The 23,112-nt window shown below is 46.8% G+C and carries 20 protein-coding genes; 4 read left to right on the forward strand and 16 right to left on the reverse strand.

Annotated elements, in window-relative coordinates; all coding sequences use genetic code 11:
- Positions 1-133: 133 nt before the first annotated feature.
- From L0660_RS10400 to L0660_RS10420, 5 genes are all read right to left on the reverse strand, one after another.
- Entirely contained in the window at positions 134-2,914 is a 2,781-nt protein-coding gene (locus L0660_RS10400; RefSeq protein ID WP_235159416.1) for a DNA gyrase/topoisomerase IV subunit A, read from the reverse strand.
- Positions 2,915-3,083: 169 nt separating this feature from the next.
- Complete coding sequence (locus tag L0660_RS10405) at positions 3,084-3,737, reverse strand: CoA pyrophosphatase (RefSeq protein WP_235159417.1); 654 nt, start codon at positions 3,735-3,737, stop codon at positions 3,084-3,086.
- A gap of 30 nt (positions 3,738-3,767) precedes the next feature.
- On the reverse strand, positions 3,768-4,007 hold the full coding sequence (locus L0660_RS10410; protein WP_233797059.1) for a DUF2442 domain-containing protein: 240 nt from the start codon (positions 4,005-4,007) through the stop codon (positions 3,768-3,770).
- A 29-nt stretch (positions 4,008-4,036) separates the two neighbouring features.
- Positions 4,037-4,270: a DUF4160 domain-containing protein gene (locus L0660_RS10415; protein WP_026628202.1), complete on the reverse strand. Its 234-nt coding sequence runs from the start codon at positions 4,268-4,270 to the stop codon at positions 4,037-4,039.
- 75 nt (positions 4,271-4,345) lie between these two features.
- Positions 4,346-5,932, reverse strand: a complete 1,587-nt coding sequence (locus tag L0660_RS10420) for an NAD(P)/FAD-dependent oxidoreductase (protein WP_235159418.1) — start codon at positions 5,930-5,932, stop codon at positions 4,346-4,348.
- 109 nt (positions 5,933-6,041) lie between these two features.
- Here L0660_RS10420 and L0660_RS10425 point away from each other — a divergent pair, with 109 nt between their 5' ends.
- Positions 6,042-6,965 (forward strand): sugar phosphate isomerase/epimerase, encoded by a 924-nt coding sequence (locus L0660_RS10425; RefSeq protein ID WP_235159419.1) that lies wholly within the window; start codon positions 6,042-6,044, stop codon positions 6,963-6,965.
- Positions 6,966-6,969: 4 nt separating this feature from the next.
- Here L0660_RS10425 and L0660_RS10430 read toward each other — a convergent pair whose 3' ends face one another.
- Positions 6,970-7,389, reverse strand: a complete 420-nt coding sequence (locus tag L0660_RS10430) for a hypothetical protein (protein WP_235159420.1) — start codon at positions 7,387-7,389, stop codon at positions 6,970-6,972.
- A gap of 100 nt (positions 7,390-7,489) precedes the next feature.
- Between L0660_RS10430 and L0660_RS10435 the strand changes: the two genes are divergently transcribed.
- On the forward strand, positions 7,490-8,650 hold the full coding sequence (locus L0660_RS10435) for an acyl-CoA dehydrogenase family protein (RefSeq protein ID WP_235159421.1): 1,161 nt from the start codon (positions 7,490-7,492) through the stop codon (positions 8,648-8,650).
- Here the strand turns inward: L0660_RS10435 and L0660_RS10440 are convergent.
- The 3 genes from L0660_RS10440 to L0660_RS10450 all read right to left on the reverse strand — a co-directional run bounded on the left by L0660_RS10440 (position 8,643) and on the right by L0660_RS10450 (position 12,083).
- Entirely contained in the window at positions 8,643-9,602 is a 960-nt protein-coding gene (locus tag L0660_RS10440) for a sterol desaturase family protein (protein WP_235159422.1), read from the reverse strand. The two genes, L0660_RS10435 and L0660_RS10440, sit on opposite strands and share 8 nt — an antisense overlap.
- A gap of 158 nt (positions 9,603-9,760) precedes the next feature.
- The gene (locus L0660_RS10445; RefSeq protein WP_235159423.1) at positions 9,761-11,251 is read right to left on the reverse strand and encodes a helix-turn-helix domain-containing protein; all 1,491 of its coding nucleotides are present in this window, start codon (positions 11,249-11,251) and stop codon (positions 9,761-9,763) included.
- A 163-nt stretch (positions 11,252-11,414) separates the two neighbouring features.
- Positions 11,415-12,083, reverse strand: coding sequence for a porin family protein (locus L0660_RS10450; RefSeq protein ID WP_051349907.1), 669 nt, complete (start codon positions 12,081-12,083; stop codon positions 11,415-11,417).
- Positions 12,084-12,334: 251 nt separating this feature from the next.
- On the opposite strand from L0660_RS10450, the gene leuS reads away from it, so the two are divergent.
- Entirely contained in the window at positions 12,335-15,142 is a 2,808-nt protein-coding gene (gene leuS, locus L0660_RS10455) for a leucine--tRNA ligase (protein ID WP_235159424.1), read from the forward strand.
- An 85-nt stretch (positions 15,143-15,227) separates the two neighbouring features.
- Here the strand turns inward: leuS and L0660_RS10460 are convergent, their stop codons facing one another.
- On the reverse strand, positions 15,228-15,608 hold the full coding sequence (locus tag L0660_RS10460) for a hypothetical protein (RefSeq protein ID WP_235159425.1): 381 nt from the start codon (positions 15,606-15,608) through the stop codon (positions 15,228-15,230).
- A 158-nt stretch (positions 15,609-15,766) separates the two neighbouring features.
- On the opposite strand from L0660_RS10460, the gene L0660_RS10465 reads away from it, so the two are divergent.
- The gene (locus tag L0660_RS10465; protein ID WP_233797048.1) at positions 15,767-16,576 is read left to right on the forward strand and encodes a glycoside hydrolase family 25 protein; all 810 of its coding nucleotides are present in this window, start codon (positions 15,767-15,769) and stop codon (positions 16,574-16,576) included.
- Between the two features lie 146 nt (positions 16,577-16,722).
- Here the strand turns inward: L0660_RS10465 and L0660_RS10470 are convergent, their stop codons facing one another.
- From L0660_RS10470 to L0660_RS10495, 6 genes are all read right to left on the reverse strand, one after another.
- Positions 16,723-17,781 carry an agmatine/peptidylarginine deiminase gene (locus L0660_RS10470; RefSeq protein ID WP_235159426.1) on the reverse strand — a complete coding sequence of 353 codons (1,059 nt, stop codon included), beginning with the start codon at positions 17,779-17,781 and terminating at the stop codon, positions 16,723-16,725.
- A gap of 132 nt (positions 17,782-17,913) precedes the next feature.
- The gene (locus L0660_RS10475) at positions 17,914-18,501 is read right to left on the reverse strand and encodes a hypothetical protein (protein ID WP_233797046.1); all 588 of its coding nucleotides are present in this window, start codon (positions 18,499-18,501) and stop codon (positions 17,914-17,916) included.
- 22 nt (positions 18,502-18,523) lie between these two features.
- Entirely contained in the window at positions 18,524-19,558 is a 1,035-nt protein-coding gene (locus L0660_RS10480; RefSeq protein ID WP_235159427.1) for a hypothetical protein, read from the reverse strand.
- A gap of 253 nt (positions 19,559-19,811) precedes the next feature.
- A complete protein-coding gene (locus tag L0660_RS10485; protein WP_026628192.1) occupies positions 19,812-21,002 on the reverse strand; it encodes a histidinol-phosphate transaminase in 1,191 nt (396 codons plus the stop codon).
- Between the two features lie 106 nt (positions 21,003-21,108).
- Positions 21,109-21,591, reverse strand: a complete 483-nt coding sequence (locus L0660_RS10490; RefSeq protein WP_233797044.1) for a hypothetical protein — start codon at positions 21,589-21,591, stop codon at positions 21,109-21,111.
- 39 nt (positions 21,592-21,630) lie between these two features.
- On the reverse strand, positions 21,631-23,109 hold the full coding sequence (locus L0660_RS10495) for a SusD/RagB family nutrient-binding outer membrane lipoprotein (protein WP_233797043.1): 1,479 nt from the start codon (positions 23,107-23,109) through the stop codon (positions 21,631-21,633).
- Between the last annotated feature and the right edge of the window lie 3 nt (positions 23,110-23,112).

Here is a 23,112-nt window from a genome sequence, read left to right on the forward strand (position 1 = left end):
TGAAGTTGTCTTCTAATGTACCAACTCTTTGTAATATTCCGGTCTTTTGTACACGATGTTATACTAGTAGACTGTACGCATCGGGCAGCATTCATCGTTGCTGATTTTCTTTTTATTTTTTTTGATAAATCACTTAAAAAAGCCCTAGCTGGTTTTTCTCATCCTTCCGTTTTTTAGGCTCTTTTTTTGGCTTTGTATCAGATTTTGCGTCGCCCGTCTCTGGTTTTGCCTTGTCGTCCGCTGGCGAAATATCTCCCGCACTGTCTTCTTGTTCGGCAGCTTCCGCTTCCTTAATGTCTCCATATGCAACTTCCTCAGTGGCAATCTCCTCACCCCCAACGTCCTCAGTAGCGCTGTCTTCATCCGAGACATCCTCATTGGGAACTTCTGCTATAACTGCTTCTTCCTCCGGTTCCGGCAGCGGTTCCAGCCAGCGAACGTCCTTGAACTTGTCATTAGGAAGCTTATTTCCCATCGCCCGCCAGCCGCGCACATCGACCATTTCTTCAATCACATATTCTTCTTTTGATTGCTCCCTGGTGGCTGTTTTGGGTAAGATAACCTCCAATCTCGGGCGCTTATCGGTGCTGGCCAGCAGTAACTTACTGTTTTTGGCATCGCTGATAAACAAGAATTTCTTGTCCCGCGTCGAAGTCTCAATGTTAAAACGTTTGATGAAATGGTTTTTCTGGCCGCCGTCATAGTACAATGCGGTGATAGCCATTTTCGGATCAAACTTTTTGACCAACACCACTTCATTAGAGACGTAATGATTGGTCAGGTCAAAGTTCGTAAGCTCGTAAGACCCTTCTTTATAAATAACCAGAATGCTGTCGGAGGGACCGAAGTTGCCTAAATATTCTCCTCGTTCATCCCGGTTCAGACGTCCGATAATCGGATCGAACCACATATCAACGCCGCCTAATGTAGAGCGGCCGGCCTGTTTCAATATAATTTTCCTGACAGGATATTTCGTCAGAATGTTCCCCATTGCACTGCGGTTCTTGATCAGCAAGTCTGCAAAATTGAAGTCAAACTGCTTTACTTTTGCTTTGCTTTGAGCCGATAAACTCACCGCAATGATTTCAGCTTCACCGTTTTCATTCGCCGTGAAATATGTGATCTTGGATTTTGGCGTGCCCTGTGTCAGGTCGTACTCACGATCGCGGGTGACTGCGGTGATCTGGCATCTTTTAATGTAGGAAACGCCCGTTTTGCCATCCAGATACACGAGGTTATAAACCATCCGCTCATCGTTTTTGACAAAAACCGCACAGTGAATAATGTCTTTCCCGACGAAAACCTTCTCCTGTATTTTCGTAACCAAACATCTCCCGTCGGATTTGAAAACAATAATGTCGTCAATGTCCGAGCAGTCTGTTACGAATTCGTCTTTTTTGAGCCCGTAACCGATAAAACCTTCGGCTCGGTTCACATATAATTTTTGGTTATTGGCTGCTACAATGTTCGCCGAGATCTGGTTGAATGCCCGGATTTCGGTTTTGCGACCACGGCCTTTGCCGTATTTTTTCAGCAGATCTTTGTAATATTCAATTGCAAAACGGGTGATATGCACCAAGTTATCCTCGGTTTCAGCCAATTCTTCCTGCCACTTTTTCATCAACTCGTCCGCCTTGTAACCATCGTATTTTGAAATACGCTTGATCTTGATCTCGGTCAGCTCTACAATGTCTTCGTCCGTAATTTCACGGTAAAATTGCGGCTTGTATGGTTCAAGTCCTTTGTCAATGGTCCGGATTACCGCCTCGAAAGTTTCGCATTCTTCAATGTTCCGGTAAATGCGGTTTTCGATGAATATTTTTTCCAAAGAGCCATACAGGATCTTTTCCAGCAACGCTAACCGCTTGATTTCAAGCTCGCGTTGCAGCAAATGAACCGTCTGGCCTGTGTTGTATTTTAAAATTTCGGTTACCCCAACAAAATGCGGCTTGTCGGCGATGATGATACACGCATTGGGCGAAATGGAAACTTCACATTCCGTGAATGCATAAAGCGCGTCCATTGTAATGTCGGGCGATACACCCGGTGCCAGATGCACCTGGATCTCCACCTCTGCAGCCGTGTTATCGACCACTTTCCGGATCTTGATTTTCCCCGTATCATTGGCCTTAATGATGGAATCAATGATGGAAGTCGTCGTAGTCCCGAACGGAATGTCGCGGATGACGAGCATTTTCTTATCCTCTTCCTCAATTCTGGCTCTAACCCTTACTTTCCCGCCTCTGTGACCATCATTGTAATTTGAAATGTCAATTTGCCCGCCAGTCAGAAAGTCGGGGTAAATGGTAGCTTCCTTACCTTGCAGAATGCTGATCGACGCTTCGATCAGCTCGCAGAAGTTGTGCGGGAGAATTTTGGTAGATAAGCCTACCGCAATTCCTTCAACGCCCAGGGAAAGGAGCAGCGGAAATTTTACTGGCAATGTTACCGGCTCGCGCTTACGGCCGTCATAGGAAAGCTGCCATTCGGTTGTATCGTCGTTGAAAACAATTTCCTTGGCAAAGCGCGACAAACGGACTTCTATATAACGCGCCGCAGCGGCCCCGTCGCCCGTGCGGATATCTCCCCAGTTTCCCTGGGTGTCAAAAAGCAATTCTTTCTGGCCAATGTTTACAATGGCGTCGTAAATGGAGGCGTCGCCGTGCGGGTGATATTGCATGGAAGAACCCACCACATTGGCGACTTTATTGAAACGGCCGTCGTCCATCTCGTTCAACGCGTGCATAATGCGCCTTTGAACGGGCTTAAGGCCATCTTCTACGGCTGGAACCGCGCGTTCCAGAATTACATAAGATGCATAATCAAGAAACCAACTTTCATATAGTCCCGAAATGGGCAGTTTATCGTGCAATCCGCTATCTTCTACGTCAGGCGTAGCTCCGTTTTCGTCCATAAATGAAGGAGGAACCAGGTTTTAAGTACTCAGTAAATATTTGTAAGGCAATCGTTATCAGCCGGTTCGGGATACAGCGCTGAGCTATTCCAGAAAGACGGAACAGCGCAGACTTGACCGGAAGATCGATTTGAATTACCTGCTAATATAGCAAATAAAGCGTTAATTTCTAGCTTTCCGGGTCACCTTCCGGCGTGTTCAGAACAGTTAAAAGCTCACTGATCATCATCGCTGTGGCACCCCAGATTTTGTATCCCTGCACCATATAATGCGGTGCATGAACCTGTTCGCCACGGACTTGTATATCGCTGGAACCGATAATTTCAATATCAGAAATTTCTTCTAATTTGATCTCAAAAATATCTTCCACCTCCCGCGGGTCGGGATAAAAGTCGGGGCGGTAAGGCATTGCGGCAATCACAGGGAGAACGTAAAAGTTACTCGCCGGGATAAATAATTCGGTAAGAACGCCCAGGATTTTGACATCATTCAAGCGTAAGCCGATTTCTTCCTGCGCTTCGCGCAAAGCGGTGCGGATCAGGTTTTCGTCTGTATTTTCAAATCGTCCGCCAGGGAATGCCACTTGTCCGGAATGTACGCCGTCGTAGGCCGGGCGAAGGATCAGTGGGAAATAGATTTCGTCTTTATAAGGATAAAATAAAACCAGAACGGCGCTTTTTCGGGTGCGGGCGTTGGGTTTGAAAGTCAGTCGGAGCTTTGAAGAAGCCTGCATGATCCGGTGCGCTGATTCCCCCGGCAGCGGATATTTCAGTTTTTGAGTGAGTGCATTAACAAACAAGGAAAAAGATCCCAAAGTGGCCATAGAGGCAGGTTGTTGAGTAGAGTGTTGGTGTCAGATTTTGGCATAATGCAGCTCGCGCTTGAAATCGAAAAGACTTTCCAGGCTCAGGTCTTCGTCAATTTCTTCCCAGTGCAGGCTGTTGCCCTCAGGGCCGATCTCAAAATTTTGGCGTTGTTCCTTGCTTGCATTTTTAAGCCTGGCAAACCATTCAAGTGGATTGCCAATGGTATGTCCGCTTTCCGTAACAACATAAATATTCGAGTCGTCGAACCATACGTTTTTAATTTTCATATCATTCAAAAGTTAGAAAATTAACATGCTCATTCGCCGTGAAACTGCTGCCACTTTTCAGTGATCAGTTCTTTGTTTTCTTCAACGAGCGCCTCAGCAAGCACGAGATCCTTAGGCTTAATGCCATGACTTTCAACCAGTTTAACCGGGTTTATTTCAAACTTGGCGGTTCCGTCCGCATTGCGGACATGAATATGGATGGGTAAATGTTCGAGGCTGTAAAAGAAAAACTTCATCCCGAACATTCTGAAAATCTCTGGCATAAAATAGTGTGTGATACGGAATTTCTTCCAAACGTCATTGATGCAAATATAACAATACAACGACGGATACCGAAGTTATTGGATTTTCTTGTTGGCGTATAATTTTGCGAGTTGCTGGGCGCAGCGTTCGCCGTCCATGGCGGCCGACATGATGCCCCCGGCGTAACCGGCTCCTTCGCCGCAAGGGAACAAGCCTTTCAGTTCAGGATGCTCGCAGGTTTCCTGTTCGCGGGGGATACGTACGGGGGAGGAAGTCCGGCTTTCAACCCCAATCAACTGCGCGTCACCAGACATATAACCTCTCATTTTTTGCCCAAAATCAGAAAGTGCTTCGCTGAGTGGAAAGGCAATTTCAGCTGGCAAAATCTCCCGCAGGTCAACAGACTGCAAGCCCGGCTGGTAAGATGTGTCACGCAATTGCGAAGAAACTTTTCCTTTCACAAAATCCACAGCCAGCTGAGCCGGAGCGGTTTGTGTGGCACCGGCAAACTGGCAAGCTGCCTGCTCAATCTCCTTCTGATATTGCAAGCCAGCCAATGCACCGAATTCTTTATACGGCAAAAGGTCATGCTCTTCGATCGAAACCACAATGCCGGAATTGGCATATGGCGAATCACGGCGGGAAGGCGACATGCCATTCACGACCACTTCCCCGGAAGCCGTCGCCGCAGGCACAATGAACCCGCCCGGACACATGCAAAAGGAGAAAACGCCTCGCTGAATGCCTTTGTAGCGCGTTTGAGTTACCAGACTATATGAAGCAGCCGGCAAGTATGGCCCACGGTCTTTCTCGCAATGATACTGGATCTTATCAATGGTGTTTTGCGGGTGCTCAATACGAACGCCCATCGCAAATGATTTGCTCTCGATGAGGATCTTTTTCGCATCCAGCAGCTCGTAAATGTCCCTGGCCGAATGTCCCGTTGCCAGGACCACGCCAATGCCCAAATGTTCCTTATTATCATCAGTAATAACACCCTTTAACTCGCCTTCAGCAATGATGAAGTCGGTTACTTTTGTGTCAAAATGAATGTCGCCGCCCGCTTTCAATATGCTTTCACGCATTTCGGAAACGACGACTGGAAGCTTGTTGGTACCAATGTGCGGGTGTGTGTCGATGAGGATTTGCTCGCTCGCTCCGTGGCCTACGAAAATTTCCAGCACCCGGCGAATGTCACCGCGCTTATTGGAACGCGTATACAGCTTTCCATCCGAATAAGTCCCGGCACCGCCTTCGCCAAAGCAATAATTGGATTCAGGGTTAACAATGTGCTCCTTATTAATAGCAGCCAGATCGCGGCGTCTGGCGCGCACATCTTTTCCCCTTTCAAAAATCACCGGCTTGATGCCCAGCTCAATCAACCGCAATGCGGCGAACATGCCTGCCGGACCGCAGCCAATGATCAATGCCTGGGGCTTTTTACTCACGTCGGGATAATCCAGTTGGAAACCTATGAGCGAAGGCGGGGTTTCGTTGACATAAACATCTGCCTGTACATTCACTTTCACTTGCCGGCTGCGGGCATCGATGGATTGGCGGGTTTTGCGGATAATGGGCGTGTCGTTGTGACGCAGCCGCAATTTTTTAATGATATGCTGACGAAAATTCTCGTCGTCCAGCGCGATTTCGGGCGCCAGGGTCAGTTGAAGCGTTTGGTGCATTGGGAAAGGGATTTAGCCTTTAATGCTGCAAAGGTAAGCAAGACGGTAATATTCTCCCGTTTTCATCTTTGATAAAAATTACCTGACTTTGCTAAAACAGCCTTACGTCATGACCATCGATCGGAGAACATTTATGAATTCGCTGGCTGTCTCGGCCGGAGCAGCTTTTTTGCCGGAAATGGAGAACCTGGCGCCCGACTTCCCTATTTCCTGTAACCAATATTCATGGATTACCTTTTACGCCCGGGAAGGAAAAGAATGGGGCGCAGACCTGGATGCGTCGCTGAAAGAATTTGCCTCAACCGGCCTGAAAGCCTATGAACCTGCATTTACGCATGCAGATGAAGTCGGCAGGTTATTACCGGTTTTGGAAAAATATCAGCTTGCTATGCCCTCGGTTTACGTGAACAGTTCATTACATAAGGCCGATGAGGCGACCAAGTCCATCGAATCCGTGCTCGCAATTTCGGACGCTCTGAAACCTGCTAACACGAAGATCATTGTCACCAATCCCAACCCGCTGCAATGGGGAGGGTCCGAAAATAAGAATGACGCCGAACTCGCGGAACAAGCCAAGAACCTCGACAAACTAGGTGCCGAACTGAAACAGCGCGGCATGACGCTCGCTTATCACACGCATGACGTAGAACTGCGCGCAGCAGCGCGGGAATTTCATCATATGCTGCTCGCCACAGATCCCAAGAATGTTTCACTATGCCTGGATGTGCATTGGGTTTACAGAGGCGCAGGCAATTCACAGGTTGCGCTTTTTGATATTATAAAATTATACGGAAAACGAATTGTCGAACTGCATTTGCGCCAATCCAAAGACGGAATCTGGCAGGAAGTATTCTCTGATGGCGACATCGATTACCGCCGCCTTGTCAGCACTTTACAATCCATAAATGTGAAGCCTCATTTGGTTTTGGAACAGTGTCTTGAAAAAACTTCACCTCGTACAATGAATGCCGCCGACGCGCATAAGCAAGATTTAGTTTATAGTAAGAAGCTATTCAAAAATTGGCTGAGATAATGCTTTATTTTATTGCTACAAATTTCCCCAAACAAGCTTCGTAACAGCTGAAACCGAGCGTTACTGATTTGCTTTTCAGATCTTTATATGTCCAGATAATCGCAGGGTAAACGCTGCTGTCGGGTGCGCCACTGAGTTCAATGCGGCCACTGTCGAGGATTTTATATTTGGTGTATGGATTAATGGATGAATATAGCAAACCTTTGGTTTCTTTGAAATCGCCATTTGCTTTGAATTCTACGATGCTGGACTCCCCTTCTGAGGCTTTCTGAAATTTGCCGCTGCCATCGCCCGGATCATATAAAAACTCAACCATTTTCCACTTCCCTAAAAGGCCGCTATTTTCAACATGAATGTCTTTGTCTTTGCAGGAAAACATGCTGACAAACAGGAACGTTATAATTATTGAGTAATAGATTTTCATGGTTTCTTAACATTAAAGATTCAACAAGAAAGATGCCATTTATACAAGAATGGTTGTAACTGTTATATATTGTGCGCAGAAATTCTATAAGCATTTCATCATGAACACCGACTTTTATAACATCGCTGATATGCTTTCTGAAGAGCAGAAGCTGGTTATGCAGACGATCCGCGATTTTTCGGATAATGAGATCAAACCCATCATTGAACACTACGCGCAGAAGGCGGAATTTCCGTTGCATCTGATCAAAAAGTTTGGCGAGCTTGGGGTTTTTGGTCCTACTATTCCTGCTGAATATGGCGGCGGCGGACTGGATTACATCAGTTATGGCCTAATGTGCCAGGAAATCGAAAGGGGCGATTCGGGCATGCGGTCTACGGTTTCAGTGCAGAGTTCGCTGGTGATGTGGCCTATTTTTGAGTTTGGATCTGAGGAACAAAAACAAAAATATCTTTCTGGACTCGCCAGTGGCGAAATGGTTGGCTGTTTCGGATTGACCGAGCCTGATCATGGCTCCAACCCGGCTGGAATGAAGACCCGGATTTCGAAAACGGAAAATGGTTATCTCCTTAATGGTGCCAAGATGTGGATTTCCAATGCTCCGTTTGCTGATATAGCGGTTGCTTGGGCGAGGGATGAGGAAGGGAAAGTGCGTGGACTGATCGTGGAGCGCGGAATGGCGGGCTTTACTACACCCGAAATTCATAACAAATGGTCATTAAGGGCGAGCGCGACAGGTGAGCTGGTTTTCGATCATGTATTCATTCCCGAAAAAAATATTTTACCCAATGCGTCCGGACTGAAAGCGCCGCTGCAGTGTCTGGATAAAGCGCGTTATGGCATTGCCTGGGGAGTTATTGGCGCTGCGATGGATTGCTATGAAACGGCTGTGAAATATGCTGCGGAACGCATTCAGTTTGATAAACCGATTGGCGCATTTCAATTGACACAAAAGAAGTTAGCAGAAATGCTGACGGAAATTACCAAAGCGCAGCTCCTGGCCTGGCGACTCGGTACATTAATGAATGACGGCAAAGCCACAACAACGCAGATTTCCATGGCGAAGCGTAATAATGTGGCTATGGCGCTGAATGTGGCCCGGGAATGTCGCCAGATCTTGGGTGCAATGGGGATTTCCGGCGAATATCCCGTCATGCGGCATATGATGAACCTGGAATCAGTGATCACTTATGAAGGCACGCATGACATTCATTTGTTGATCCTGGGTGCCGAAATAACGGGGATCCCGGCGTTTAAATAGCCGTTGGCTGCTGGCCGTCAGTTCTTATAAATGGTTCTGGCGTAATTTGTTCTGCGAGATGTGTTTGCAGGTTTTTTGTGGTTTGTCTTGAACCGTCGTGAGACCATCCTGGTGCTTTGATCAGGTAATTGAGCTTCGTCCGCAGGTTCGTGTTCTGTTTAAAATCGTTTCCTATTTCCTTCCATTCGTGCAAAACCGTGTGGGCCAACGTTGTGTTTTCAATGGGTTTGGTCAATCCGTAAACGGGCGGGACGGTCTCCAATTCTTCTTGGAATGTGCCGAAAATGCGGTCCCAGATAATGAGGCACATGCCCATGTTTTTATCTAAATACTGCACATTACTCGCGTGGTGAACACGGTGATGGGAAGGGGTTACGAAAATGTATTCAAGCCAGCCCAGTTTGCCCACATATTCCGTGTGCACAATGATGCCGTAAATCTGCGTGAGCGAGTACATAATGATGATGTCGGCGGGATTAAAGCCGATTAGCGCCAGCGGAATGAAATACACGAAGCGGTAAAGCGGCTGGAAAACGGAAGAGCGGAAACCGGTCGTCAGGTTGAAATGCTCAGACGAATGGTGCGTCACATGCACGGCCCAAAACAACCGGCTGTGATGATCCACATAATGTAATGTGTAAAACGCGAGGTCTTCCAGCAGGAAGAGGCTGAACCAGTAAAAAATTGGATTGTTAATGCTCGTTCCCGCGCCCATGTTGTAAAACCAGATCAGCACGCCCACATAGGCCGTTCTGAATAACAGGTCAACGCCGCCGTTGAGAAGCATTAAGGATGCGTTGGTAAGGGTATCTTTAAAATTATAGGAAGCGCGCGGGCTGTCGTGGTGGTGCGAGGGACGGTAAGTCAGGAAAATTTCGACGCAGATCAGCAACAGATAAAACGGAGTGGAGACTTTTAAAAGAAAATCTTCAAACTCATATGTGCCAGGCATAGCATTAGTGTCAAATATTCACAAAGATAATTCGGAACGTGGTGGTAAGGTTTGCGAAGATAAATTCTAAGATATTTCTAATCCAGCATTTAATCAACTTTTAATCACCTCCCTGATGAGACATTCAACTGCGCCTGAATCCCTATATCGTCTCGATTTTAGTTGATCATCCGCTTCAATGCCTTCCTTAATTCTTCGTTTTTGTGCCGTTTTTGGAGAATAGTCGGTGCGGCGATCCTTTCGCGGCAGTCGAAGAGCGAGCAGCGTTCGCAGGTTTGGTTTACTTCTCTGGCAACCAAATAGGGATCGTCCAGGAATTGTAATTTTTCCCTGGTCGGCTCATCCAGGTAAATGCCCATAGAAACGCTCACATTAAGGCCCGGAGTTGGGGACATAGGCAATGCAAAACTGATCACCAGATATTCATCCCGAGTGTCCAGGTAAGTTGATTTTTGTGCTTTGCAAAGGATTCCGGGCTGCTCTTTTCGCTTGATAATGTCTCCCAAATCATTCAGAATCGTCAGTGCAACCCAGCGCCGGCAATAATGTTCGTCTTTTACGGTGTGCGGATAATGCTTCCTGGAAATGTGCATTTCCTTGGTCATATCAAAAATATTCTGACCGACGAAATTATTGAACCGGGAGAAAAAGATTTGGTTAATACCAAAATAGCGCGGCAGAATGTTGCTTAACCTATAACAGAAAGATTCAGGCGTGGTGTTGAACCGGTGAATGAGGTCAATAAGCTGCTGCGGCTGCCACCTTTTTTGTTCAAAAACCGCTGCCACTGCGGGCACAAGCAAGCTTCTCTTGATGATGATCGCGCTTGAAAAGTAGGATGCTTTGAAGTTATTCAGCAATTGTTCAAACGATTCCGCTTCCACCAATGCCGTGGTATGCAACCTGTTTTTCAAATTTAAATACAAATAACCGATCTCCCGGCCGAAAATAAACGCCCGCTGCACGGAGGTAAGATGATTATTGATCAGCAAGCGATTCCCGTTTGGATTTGTAATCGTCAGGGAACGAACGCTGGCAAACTCAGGATTGGCCTTTTCATTGATATTTTCGATCGAATAATTGAAGCGCGATTTCAGGATTTCGGCCAAATCATTTTCATTCAGGATTTGCTCTTGATCAACATTGTTTTCAGTCAAAAAACGTTCTGCTTCCAGCTCAATGTCTTCAAAATAATTGTCGTGCATTTCCTGGTAAGTCCGCAATGCCGAGAAATAGAATTTCTCAATCGACATATTATAATTCCGCGCAATCTCGATCAGCGTGCCTACGAATGCGCTGATTTTGGCCGGGGCATCGGAAAGAATTTCAAGCAGGTTAGCGGGATCAATGCCGAAAAGCTCGAGCGGGAGCTCTGTGAGCACATTCGAGCTCAGGAGGTCCGAAATGGGTTCTAGGCGTTTGGTGAGTTTGAGGGAAACGAGCGTGTCATAGTCCACATCCATGGCAGACGCCAGGGCAATGATCTTGTCGGACTTCGGGTATTTCTTGCCTTTTTCAATTTCGTTAATGTATGAAATCGACAGTCCTGATTTTTGAGACAGCTCATTGAGTGACAATCCCTTATCCAGTCGGAGCTGTTTGAGCTTCAACCCGAAAACCAACCTTACATTATCTGTATTTATTGCCACTGCGCTGATAGAATCGGCCTGTAATGTACGATTTCGTTTACAGGCAATTTAATTAAAGAAATGTAAAAGTAGAAATAGCTGCAAGATTCAGTGGTAATATATCAAAACAAAAACGGGACACATCGTAGCGACGGTCCCGTTTGTTATGCTTTATTTTTTTGGATCAGAAAATTGCAAAGCCAAGCGTTGCCTGGAACAAATTGCTCTTTTTGCCAAATTGCGAAGCAGTGGTTGCATTGTCAAATTCAACTTTCACGATATCTGTGAAATTTCCTTCGTAACGCACATCCAAACTTAATCTGCCAAAATCAAATCCTACACCGGCTTGATAACCATAAGCAAGCCTGTTCTTGAATTCAGCCGAATTTTCGCCTGTGATGACATCAAATGAATCGCCGATTTTACCATTATTGGATAATCTCAGAGAAGCCATCGGGCCAACATTGATGCGGAAGAACTTTGCCACTCTCACACCAAACAAAATAGGCACATCCAGGTTTGAAAAACGAACATCAACCTTTCCATTTGAATCTTGCACACCGTCTTCATATACATTAAAGCGGCCGCCTTTTTGTGATAGCAAAATCTCAGGCTGGATATAAAATGATTTACCAAAACGGAAGAATACACCTCCCACAAAACCCAGTGATCGGTTGTCGTTGTCTTTGAAATTGAACGGATTATTCCCCGAAGCAAGTGTCAGGTCATTGCTTCCATTGATGTTCGATAGGTTAGCTCCTGCCTTAACACCGAATCTGAAAGCCGGGTCGTATTGAGCTGTCGCCGCGTAGCTTATCGTCATCAAGCACAGCGCAATCATAAAATTTTTCATGTTGATTTCTGGTTAGTAGATATAATTGACTTAATAAAAAATCTTAAAAACCTGTGCCCGGAACCCTGATCTGAAATTTCACCTGAAATGGGCATTAGTTTCTACAAGAACCGGATCAGCGGGCGGTCGGCAACGTAATGTGGTGCGGGTAAACCTTATTACAATCAAAAACGCTATTTTTGCGCTCAGTTTGGAAATTTGGCAAGGCAGAAAGTCAGCCTCTATCGTAATAAGGAAATACAGAGACAGTTATGAGTGATTACAGTCATCGGGAAATAGAACAAAAGTGGCAGCAATATTGGGAGAGCCACGGCACATTTCAGGTTGAAAACCAATCGGAGCTTCCCAAATATTATGTTTTGGATATGTTCCCTTATCCTTCGGGAGCCGGATTGCACGTGGGGCATCCGCTGGGATACATTGCGTCGGATATTTATTCCCGTTATAAAAGGCTGAAAGGCTTTAATGTGCTGCACCCGATGGGATTCGACAGTTTTGGCCTTCCGGCCGAGCAATATGCGATCCAAACGGGCCAGCATCCCGCCATCACAACGGAGCAGAACATTACGCGATACATTGAGCAGTTAAAAAATCTGGGTTTCAGCTACGACTGGAAACGTGAAGTGCGCACTTCCGAACCTGATTATTACAAATGGACGCAATGGATCTTCACCGAGCTTTTTAAAAGCTGGTATAACAACGATTCCGGTAAGGCAGAGCCGATCGGGTCATTGATCTCTATTTTTGAAAAAAGTGGAAATAAAGGCGTTAATGCGCCTTGCGATGAGGATACGCCCATTTTTACAGCCGAAGAATGGAATAGCTGGTCAGAAGAAGATCAGTATAAACTGACATTAAAATACAGGCTTACCTATGTTGCGGATGCGACGGTAAACTGGTGTGCAGGACTTGGTTCGGTGCTTTCCAATGATGAGGTAAAGGACGGCGTTTCCGAAAGAGGTGGGTTTCCTGTAGTTCAGAAACTAATGCGTCAGTGGATGATGCGCATTACTGCCTATGCACAACGGCTAATCGACGGTTTGGACACGGTTGACTGGACGGAATCGCTGAAAGAGCAGCAGCGCAACTGGATCGGGAGGTCGGTAGGAGCGCTTGTGAAATTCGGCATCGATGGCCATGAGCAGAATATTGAAGTTTTCACCACCCGCGTTGACACCATTTACGGCGTTACGTTCATGGTGCTTGCGCCTGAGCATGAACTTGTTGATATCATTACTACGCCCGGGCAGCGCGGAGACATTGATGCATACATTGCCACGACTAAAAAGAAGTCCGAGCGCGATAGGATGTCTGACGTGAAGACGGTTTCCGGTGCATTCACAGGCGCTTATGCAGTGAATCCTTTTAATGATGAAAAAATCCCTGTTTATATAGCCGATTACGTGCTGGCAGGTTACGGAACGGGCGCTGTCATGGCAGTTCCATCCGGCGATCAGCGCGACTGGAATTTTGCACAGCACTTCAATTTGCCGATCATTCCGATTTTGGATTCGCAAAAAGAAATCGAAACGCAGGCAGATTCAACCAAGGAAGGACATTATATCAATTCGGGCATCATTAATGGCCTTACTTTTCACGAAGCCAACAAAGTTTTGATCAACTGGCTTGAAGAAAAAGGAGTCGGAAAAGGGAAGATCAATTATCGTCTGCGCGACGCGGTTTTCAGCCGTCAGCGTTACTGGGGCGAGCCTGTGCCTGTTTTTTATAAAAATGACAGCACCGGACAGCCGCTTCCATACTTATTAGAAAATGGCGAATTGCCACTGAACCTGCCGGAAGTTGACAAATATCTGCCAACAGAGAACGGCGAGCCGCCTTTGGGCCGCGCACAGGATTGGGCGCATGGCTCGGGCAGTGGTTACGAACTAAGCACCATGCCGGGCTGGGCGGGAAGCAGCTGGTATTGGTATCGCTATATGGATCCCAAAAACCAGGAGGAATTCGCTTCCAAAGAAGCCATCGATTACTGGCGCGATGTGGATCTGTACATTGGCGGCACCGAGCATGCAACCGGACATTTGCTATACAGCCGTTTTTGGAACAAATTCATGAAAGACCGCGGGTTTGTACCTGAGGAAGAGCCGTTTAAAAAGCTGATCAACCAGGGAATGATCCAGGGACGCAGCAACTTTGTGTATCGGGTAAAAGGCGATGATTACAGCAGTCCTGTTTTTGTAAGCGCAGGTTTACGTTCGGAATATGAGGTTTCAGCGCTGCATGTGGACGTTAATATCGTGGAAAATGATGTTTTGGATGTTGAAAAATTCAAAGCAACACGCAAAGATATTGTGGGTGAAAATCCAACATTCATCCTGGAAGATGGCAAATATGTGTGCGGCGTGGAAGTGGAGAAAATGTCCAAATCCAAGTTTAATGTCGTGAATCCCGATGACATTGTGGAGCGTTATGGCGCGGACACATTGCGTTTGTATGAAATGTTTTTAGGGCCATTGGAGCAGGCTAAGCCGTGGAATACCAATGGGATAGACGGGACTTATCGCTTTATCCGCAAGCTTTGGCGATTGTTCTATAATGATGCGGGGCAGTGGATGGTAAAGGACATTCCGGCCAAACCGGAAGAACTGAAAATACTGCATAAGACGATCAAGAAAATTGAAGAGGATATTGAAAACTTCTCGTTCAACACTGCCGTGAGTGCTTTTATGGTTTGTGTCAATGAATTGGGAGCGATTAAGTGTCAGAGCAAAGCAGTTTTGCAGGAGCTTGTCGTTTTACTTTCTCCTTATGCGCCGCATATCAGTGAAGAATTGTGGGATCTGCTCGGTAATGAGAAGGGAATGGTTTCAAAAGCAACATTTCCGAAATGGGAATTGCAGCACGTTACCGACTCTGTGTTCGAATATCCGATCCAGATCAATGGTAAAGTGAGGGCTTCACTTACATTCGCATTGGACACGCCCGTCTCCGATATTGAGCGGGAGGTTTTGGCAGACGAAACGGTTCAGCGCTGGATGGAAGGTAAGGCTCCGAAGAAAGTGATCGTGGTTCCAAAGCGGATTGTGAATGTTGTGATTTAATATTCAGATTTATAAATGCGAAAGGGCCGCTGTTGCGAAACAGCGGCCCTTTCTTTTATTTTTCTGGCTAAATTTTTCTTTGTGCTTAGCGAAGGCTGATCGAGCGTTGAATGTGTGGCTCGCTCACTGAAATGGTTTTGGTTACCTTCTCGCCATCGCTGAAAATTTCAATGTTGTAGTCTCCGGCAGGCAGGTCGTTCAAATCATATACTTTTCTGATTTTGTCAACTTTTTTACCCAATTGCTCGCGGTAGATGGTTTTTCCTTTTTTGTCCGTCACCAGAATGATTGCGTTTGCGTCATTGTATTTATCAACGCTTACGAACAGCTTGTGATTTTTGGCAACGAATATGCCTGTTCCAAATCCGGTAACTTTTTTGGTCTCCTTATCCTCTGCGAAAGAACTGAAAGCGAAGGAAGCGGTGAAAGCAATGGCTAATACGAAGGTTCTGATTGAAGTTTTCATGGCTAATAGAATTTAAAGTTTGGCTCTTGTTGTCCCGTTTGAACATGACAAACATACGGCGATGGCAGGTACTATGCATAGCATAGTACATGAGTGGTTTAATAGGAAAGTGAGCGGTAGGATAGGTCAAACAACGATCTTTTGTACTTTTGCGGCTTATGGCGAAAAGGAAAGTTAAGGCTTCGGCGGCCAAAGTGAATTATTTGAAACCGTTGCCTGCTAAGGGCTGGGCGATTATTGCCGGGGTGATTATTCTGATTGGCGCGCTCATCTGGTGGAAAGATAAGAAGGATGTGAATCAGTGGGAGTTCGTCGCCAAGTTTGGGATCAAGCTGCCGCTCCGCTACGCCATTCACGGCATCGACGTGTCGCACCACAATGCAAAGATCAATTGGGATAAGCTGAAAAAAACGCGTTCTGAAAATGTAGGGATTGATTTCGTATACATCAAGGCTACGGAAGGCGCCACGCATCTAGACCGGCAATTCAAGCGCAACTGGGCGGAAGCAAAGCGCGTAGGGATGCGCCGGGGCGCTTATCATTTCTATAATCCAAGGGTAATGTCAGACCGGCAGGTCCAGAACTTCATCGGGCAGGTGCGGATGGAGCCGGGCGATCTCCCGCCTGTCCTGGACCTGGAAACACACGCCCGAAAGCCGGACGATATCATCATTAAAGGTGTAAAAAACTGGCTGCAACAAATTGAAGCGCATTATGGCGTAAAACCCATCATTTACGTCAATGAATATTTTTACAAAAAATACATTGCCGGGAACTTCGATGATTATCCGCTCTGGCTGGCCGGTTATTCCCGCACGCACCTGGACGACCTCGCCGCAGACGCGCACGTGCTTTTCTGGCAGCACAGCGAAAAAGGCTGGGCCGATGGGATCCGAGGTTTTGTAGATTATAATGTGTTCCTGCACGAGCCTGAGGAGTGGGCGGATCTGGCGAATGCTTCGCCGTGAGTGAAGCCTTGGGTCTTCCTCCCTCTCCCCAGGTTGAAACCTGGGGGTAAGGATGGGTCGCCGCTGACGCGGCTGAGCGACTTGCTGGTGAGCCGCGTCAGCGGCTGTTGGTTTTGCCTCGGACTTTAGTCCGAGGGGAGGAGTGTCTACAACAGCGGCTCCTGCTGGCTTAGACAGTGGAAGCTTCCTTGTCCCCAGATGATCTCAGTGGCTTCAAGCGGGATGATCTTTCGCTCGGGAAATGCTTTTTCCAGAATATCTATGGCAACCTGGTCATTGGGATTGTTGAAAACCGGGGTGATAACGCCGGCATTGCTGATGAGGAAGTTGGCATAGGAACCAGGCGTCCGGAAACCGTCGATGATGACGGCTTTGGGCATTGGGATTTCGATGATATTCAGTTGCTTACCATTCAACAAGCGCATGTTTTTCAGCATTTGCAGATTGGTTTGCAGTATTTCGAAATTCTCATCATTGGGATCATGCTCAACGCAGGCAATGACGGTGTCTTCATTGATGAAACGCGTGGTGTCGTCAATGTGCCCGTCGGTGTCGTCGCCTACAATGCCGCCTTCAACCCACAGAATCTGCTGGACGCCGAAATATTGGCACAACGTTTCTTCGATCTGGCTTTGATTCAAGTGCGGATTTCTATTCAGGTTTAGTAAGCACGATTTACTCGTCAGCAAACTTCCTGCCCCGTTAAATTCCACGGCGCCGCCTTCCATAATGATGCCGGGATTGAAAACAGGCAGATTTAAATATTCAGCGACAGCTCTCGGCGTGCGGTTATCATCATCATAGGGCGGATATTTGCCTCCCCATGCATTATGTCCCCAGTCCACGATCGCCTTCTGTTTTGTTTGCTCGTTGATGACGAAGGATGGCCCGTGATCCCGGCACCATGCATCATTGGTGGGTTTTATTACAAATTCAATTTTAGAAAGGTCAACACCGGTCCGGTCCAGCTCTTTGGAAATGAATGCTTTCAGGTTTTCATCATTGGCAATAATTCCCACATTTTCACCCTGGCTGATGGCCTTGATAAACGCCAGATATTGCGGACGCATCTTAGCAAGCCTTTCACCCTGCCAGGAAGCCTCATTATGCGGAAATGTAAGCCAGGTGGCGCGGTGTGGAAACCATTCGGCTGGAAATGTAAAACCAAGTTCCCCTGGCGTCGATGAAGTGTTTATATCAGGCACAATAATATGAAGTCATTTTAGAGTGCAAAGGTCGGAAAGGTTTTGGTGACTGGCAATTGCAAAGCGATAATGTATAACAAAAAGCGGGACGCAGTTGCCTGCATCCCGCTCAGATCATTGAGTAAATAAACGTTACTGTGCAACCATTACATTGTCTACCAGGTAAGTGCCGTCTTCTGTTTCCAGGTTATACGCCTTTGAAACAATGCGCGCATTTTGCTTTACAGCACCCACTTTCCAGGATGATACAATGCCCGTAGAAGGCTCGTAATGGTAAAGAATGTCATTCTTGCTAAGTTGTTTTAACCGCTTCTTCCCTTTGCTGGTCTGAACGCGGTGATTGGGCGTTGCTTCCAGCAGTAGCGCAGGGATCATTTTAGGATCATAGTTGGCAATTCCTTCGGCAGGGCGCAGGTAAATGGCCGTTAACGAAAAGTCAGGTTTGTTATACACATCAATTTGTCGCACCTGCGTAGCCATGCTTTTGCCTCCCTTACAGGTTTTAACATGCTCACCCACCTTTACATCTGCAATCGATTTCACACTTCCGTCCGCCATTGTAACCGGCGCATTGTCCGAAAAGTATTTATGTCTTTTGCTCTTTTTGGATACTTTAATCGTCACTTCTGACTTGACATTGTCAGCGGTTGTCATATTGGTTTGGGCAACCAGGTTCAATGATAAGATGGCAAGGACAGACGTAATGACGAACTTATGCATAAATGTAAGTTTCAATTGAAAATCAGGCTTTGGAAACTTTGACGAAAACTTTACTTAAAGCATTAGGCAGTGCGCCCAGAACAATAAAGATCATCCCGGAGGTAAGCAGCGTAGATGTATGCGCAAAGAAAGAGCCGGACGAAAGAATAGCTAGGATCAGAATGGTGGAAAATGGCAGTGAGAATGCCAGCAGCAATACAGCCAGTTCCAGGTCAAATGTTCTTTTTTCTTTCGGCAAACCTTTCGCATCTTCCCTCAAATTAAACGCTGAAATATGCGCCAGCGGCCAGAAACTAGCTGCACTTAACGGGATTACGATGGCAAGCAAGATCAGGGAAAGGTCCGTAATGTGCAATACGTAGATCATTCCCGCGCTGATGATCATAGTAATGCCTGCACGGAAGAACAAAATGCTTGCTACAATGCGTTTTTTGCCCTCTTTAAGTTGTACAGCCAGACCAATGAACAGAAGCACAAGAGGCGTCATCATAGCACTGGTTTTGTCAAAAATTTCAGTTACCACAAATGGCAGGCTGTTGTAATTAATACCAACGCTCAAAAGGATAATGGCCAGGAAAATGAGAATATTGATCGGCTCCTGAAACATGCTCACAAACAGGCTTTTCAGCTTTCCACCCATTTTTGTCTCCTTATCATCACTGTTTTTCAGAAACATGTTCATCGCGAGAATGTACAGGGATATCAGCACGAAAAACTTATTTCCAACATCCGCTAATGCAGCGATAGCAAGGCTTTTTTCGCCCAGAAACTCCGCAATAAACGGAAAACACGACAGGCCGGGAGCGAGTGAAGGGATGAGCATCATTAACGTCCTGCCCGTCGGGCTGTTTTTTTCAATACCAAACAATGAGAATGCAAGCGGTGCCGAGAAAAACATTAAGAAATTGAAAACCAGCGTCACCACCGGAATGATGATCATGGAGGAATCAATATCAATCTTCATCAAAGAAATAAAGATCGTCGACGGCAATGCAACGGACAAAATGATCTCCTTAATCCCATTTGTCTGGTCTTTGTTTTTGAATTTGGACTTCAAAAGAAGGCCCAATCCAATTAATAATAAGAGTGTTATAGTTTTTTGCAATGCATCACTCATGATCAAAAATAATTTGAATGGTCAATGGCACTTCGGCTACGCTCAGTGTGACAGCACTTCGGCCGCCCGGCGGCCCTGCTACGCTCAGCGAGACAAGCTTTGTTAGCCTTAATTTAAATGGTCAATGGAACTTCGGCCGCCCGGTCCGCTCAGTGTGACAAGCACTGTCACACTGAGCGTAGTCGAAGTGATGTTAGCTCAGCTGGTTAAGCGCGCCGACGAAGGATTTCATCTCATCCATCGTTCCGATGCTGACGCGGCACCAGGGCTTGTTTTGAATGTCGAATGACCTTACGGCAACTCCTTTTTCGCTCATCTTGGTGAGGAGTTCCTTACCCGTGATGCTGATCGGGAAGAGTACGAAGTTGGTATAAGAAGGAATGTATTTGTATCCCAGTTTATCCAGGTTTTCGTATAGATACAGTTTCGCTTCGTGGTTCAGTTTGCGGGTGTTATCCTGGAATGCGCTGTCGTCCATGCTTGCCGACGCTGCGAAAATGGACGTGTAAGAAATGCCCATTCCACCACGTGTGATCTTATTGATCGTTGCCAGGTAAGTAGGCAGCGCCACCATATAACCTACGCGGATTCCGGCCATTCCCATGATTTTGGAGAACGTGCGGGCTACGATTACATTTTTCTTTTGCGATAAAAGCGAAACCATGCTTTTGGTATCCGCACCAACAGCAAGCTCAATGTAAGCCTCATCTACAAATACAGGCACTTTTTCCGAAACGCGTGAGCAGAAATCTACCAGATCCTGACCTTTTGTGATGGCGCCGGTTGGGTTGTTTGGGTTGCAAACGTAAACCAGTTTTGTTTCGCTGTCAATCGCTGCTTCCATGGCTTTCAGGTCGTGCGACCAGTCGGCTGTGCAGGGAACGGGTTTCCAGGTTGCGCCAACGGATTTGGCAACCTGAACGAGCGACATATAGCAAGGATCGGCCGAAACAATGTTTCCTTTTCCGTTCATAAATGTTACCAAAGCCACTTTTTCCAAAAGATCCGATGATCCCGGTCCCATCATAATGTGGTCCGCCGGAACGCCTTCTTTTTTGGCAATTTTATCAATCAGATCATACATTTCTTTCCATGCGTAACGGTTTCCGTTCTTCACAGAATCAGCAACGGCTTTTTGCGCCGACATAGGAGGCCCGTATGGGTTCTCATTGGAGTTTAGTTTCGCAATGATCTTCGGTGCTTTGAAGTCATTTGGCAAGAAATGTTCTCTTACCATTGGGCTGCGGAAAATGCGGTTCTCAGGGTCCAGACTAAGCGGCGTGTTGGAGAATGCACCCATGCTCAGATGCGGTGCCAAAGTCATTCCTCCGATTGCCATTAAACCGGATTTTAACAGATTTCGACGGTCCATTTTTTGAGTCATTGTTGTATTGGTTAGAAAAGATGTGACGATAAATATTTGTGGTAAATTCCTTGATACAATATACAGAATAATTAAAAAATTACCTGTACACTATGCTTATTTTGAGTTAGTTAGCTTGAATTTGAGAAAACCTTGTGAACGCAATTCCTTTATAAGATCCCGTCCAGGAAATTTTGGTTACCGCGCCTGCCTTGGGTGTTGGTACGCCCAGCTCAGCCCAGGTTTTATCGATCGTTACAAGGCCTTGTGCATTGGAAGTGACCTCGCCCAGAACGGCTCCCGAGCGCAATGTTATTTTGATCGCGACATTTGGAACGGGAATGGAATCGATGCCTTTGGTATGGTCAAGAATGTTGGTCTTGTCGAGTTCCAGTAACCTGGCCGAAAGGGTAAGCTTGGGTGCAGTTAACTGGTAACCCACGGTGGGCTCGCTGGCAATGGGCGCGCCGAATGCTGCGCCAACAATGTCCACCAGCACGGGTGCCACGTCTACGTCCAGGAACGGATCTTCTTCTTTGCACGAGGTCATCCCCAGCGAAAGCGTAAGCGCGAGGCAAAGAGCGGGAATGTATGTCTTGATATTTTTCATAATCTCGATTCTAAATGCGTTTTTTGGATGATAACCCGATTACTTTTCTACCCACCAAAGCTTGGTTTTCATGTCATTAGGGCCGCCGTTCAGGCCTTCTCCTGCTTTTACCGACTCAGCATTCAGTGAATATTCCGAGTTGGGATAGGGGAAGCGGGTGGGCAGGATGCCTCCGTTTTGCAACACTGCGCGCGGGTCTGGTGCCGGAAACACCGGGATTCCGGTTCTGCGCCATTCTGCCCAGGCTTCAACACCCTGTGCAAACAATGCTACCCACTTTTGCTCCAATACTTTTTCCCGCGTCACGGCGCCGAGTTTGGTAATGAATGATGCAGGAGGTGTTAAGCCATATTGTGCAAATGAAGCGGCGATGCCGGCATCAAAATATGTCTTAGGGCTGCCAGTGATCTCGCCGTCCAATGCTGCTTCGGCCAGGATAAAATTCAATTCGGCAAATGTCATGATTACTTCGGGGGCATCCATTTTGGTAAATGCATCGCCAATGGTGGAGCTTGTTGCCAGGTAAGTGGTGGCGATCGCGTCAGGCAGGCCGTTTGGGTGGCCTTCGTATTTGCCGTCTTTGTTTGGGTTGGCATACACCTTGATGCGGCTGTCGTCCAGTGCATTCATCTTGTCAGCCAGCGTTTTGCTGATGTTCCAGTCGGTGCGGCCATCCTGCTTCATCACCTGGTTCCACTCGTTGTTACTAGGCAGAACCGCCGTGCAGTTCAGCTGAGCATTGTCTGCGTTGCTGGTGAAAATCGGGAATTTTTTCGCGTCGCTTACGATCTCGGTCATAATGGCTTTGGACTCAGCAGGTTTTTTCGCAGCCTGACGGTTCGCAAGGCGAAGGCGCAACGAATTTGCGAATTTTTTCCATTTCAGGATATCACCTCCATACATAATGTCACCCGCAACGGCCGGGCCGCCTACAACCAGTTTTTCGTTGGCCATTTTCAGGTCGTTCAGCATTCCTGCGTAAACCACTTCCATAGCGTCGTATTTTGGCGTGTAAACAGGCGAATCTGCTGTTCCATTGATCGCATCGTTGTAGGGAATAGCTCCGTAAAGGTCTGTCAGTAAGGAGAATACCCAGGTGCGCATTACTAATGCGACGCCTTCATAGTTGGAGTGCGGATTGGCCGATCCTTCGCCGCTCATCGTAATGATGCGTTGGAAATTGAGTTGCGAATCGTTGTAAAATCCTTTCCAGTTATTGGCAACCAATGCAGGTGAAACCGTGTAGTCATCGCCTTCATTGGAATAAATATTACGCGTCAAATGCTGCACATAAAGCTCGGCTGCATCGATGTTGATCCGTTCGAAACGGGTGCGGTGCCCCCAGTAACGGTCGATGGCGGTTTCAATGCCGGTAGGAAGCAAATACTGTGGTCCAATGGCCGTGGGGCTGTTCGGACTTGTATTCATTTCATCAAAATCTTTGGTGCAGCTCGATGCAGTAAGAATCCCTGCAAGCGCCGTCATCCAAATGGTTTTATGATTTAATATATTTCTCATTTT

It is taken from the genome of Dyadobacter sp. CY351 (assembly GCF_021502625.1).
Taxonomy (GTDB): domain Bacteria; phylum Bacteroidota; class Bacteroidia; order Cytophagales; family Spirosomataceae; genus Dyadobacter; species Dyadobacter chenhuakuii.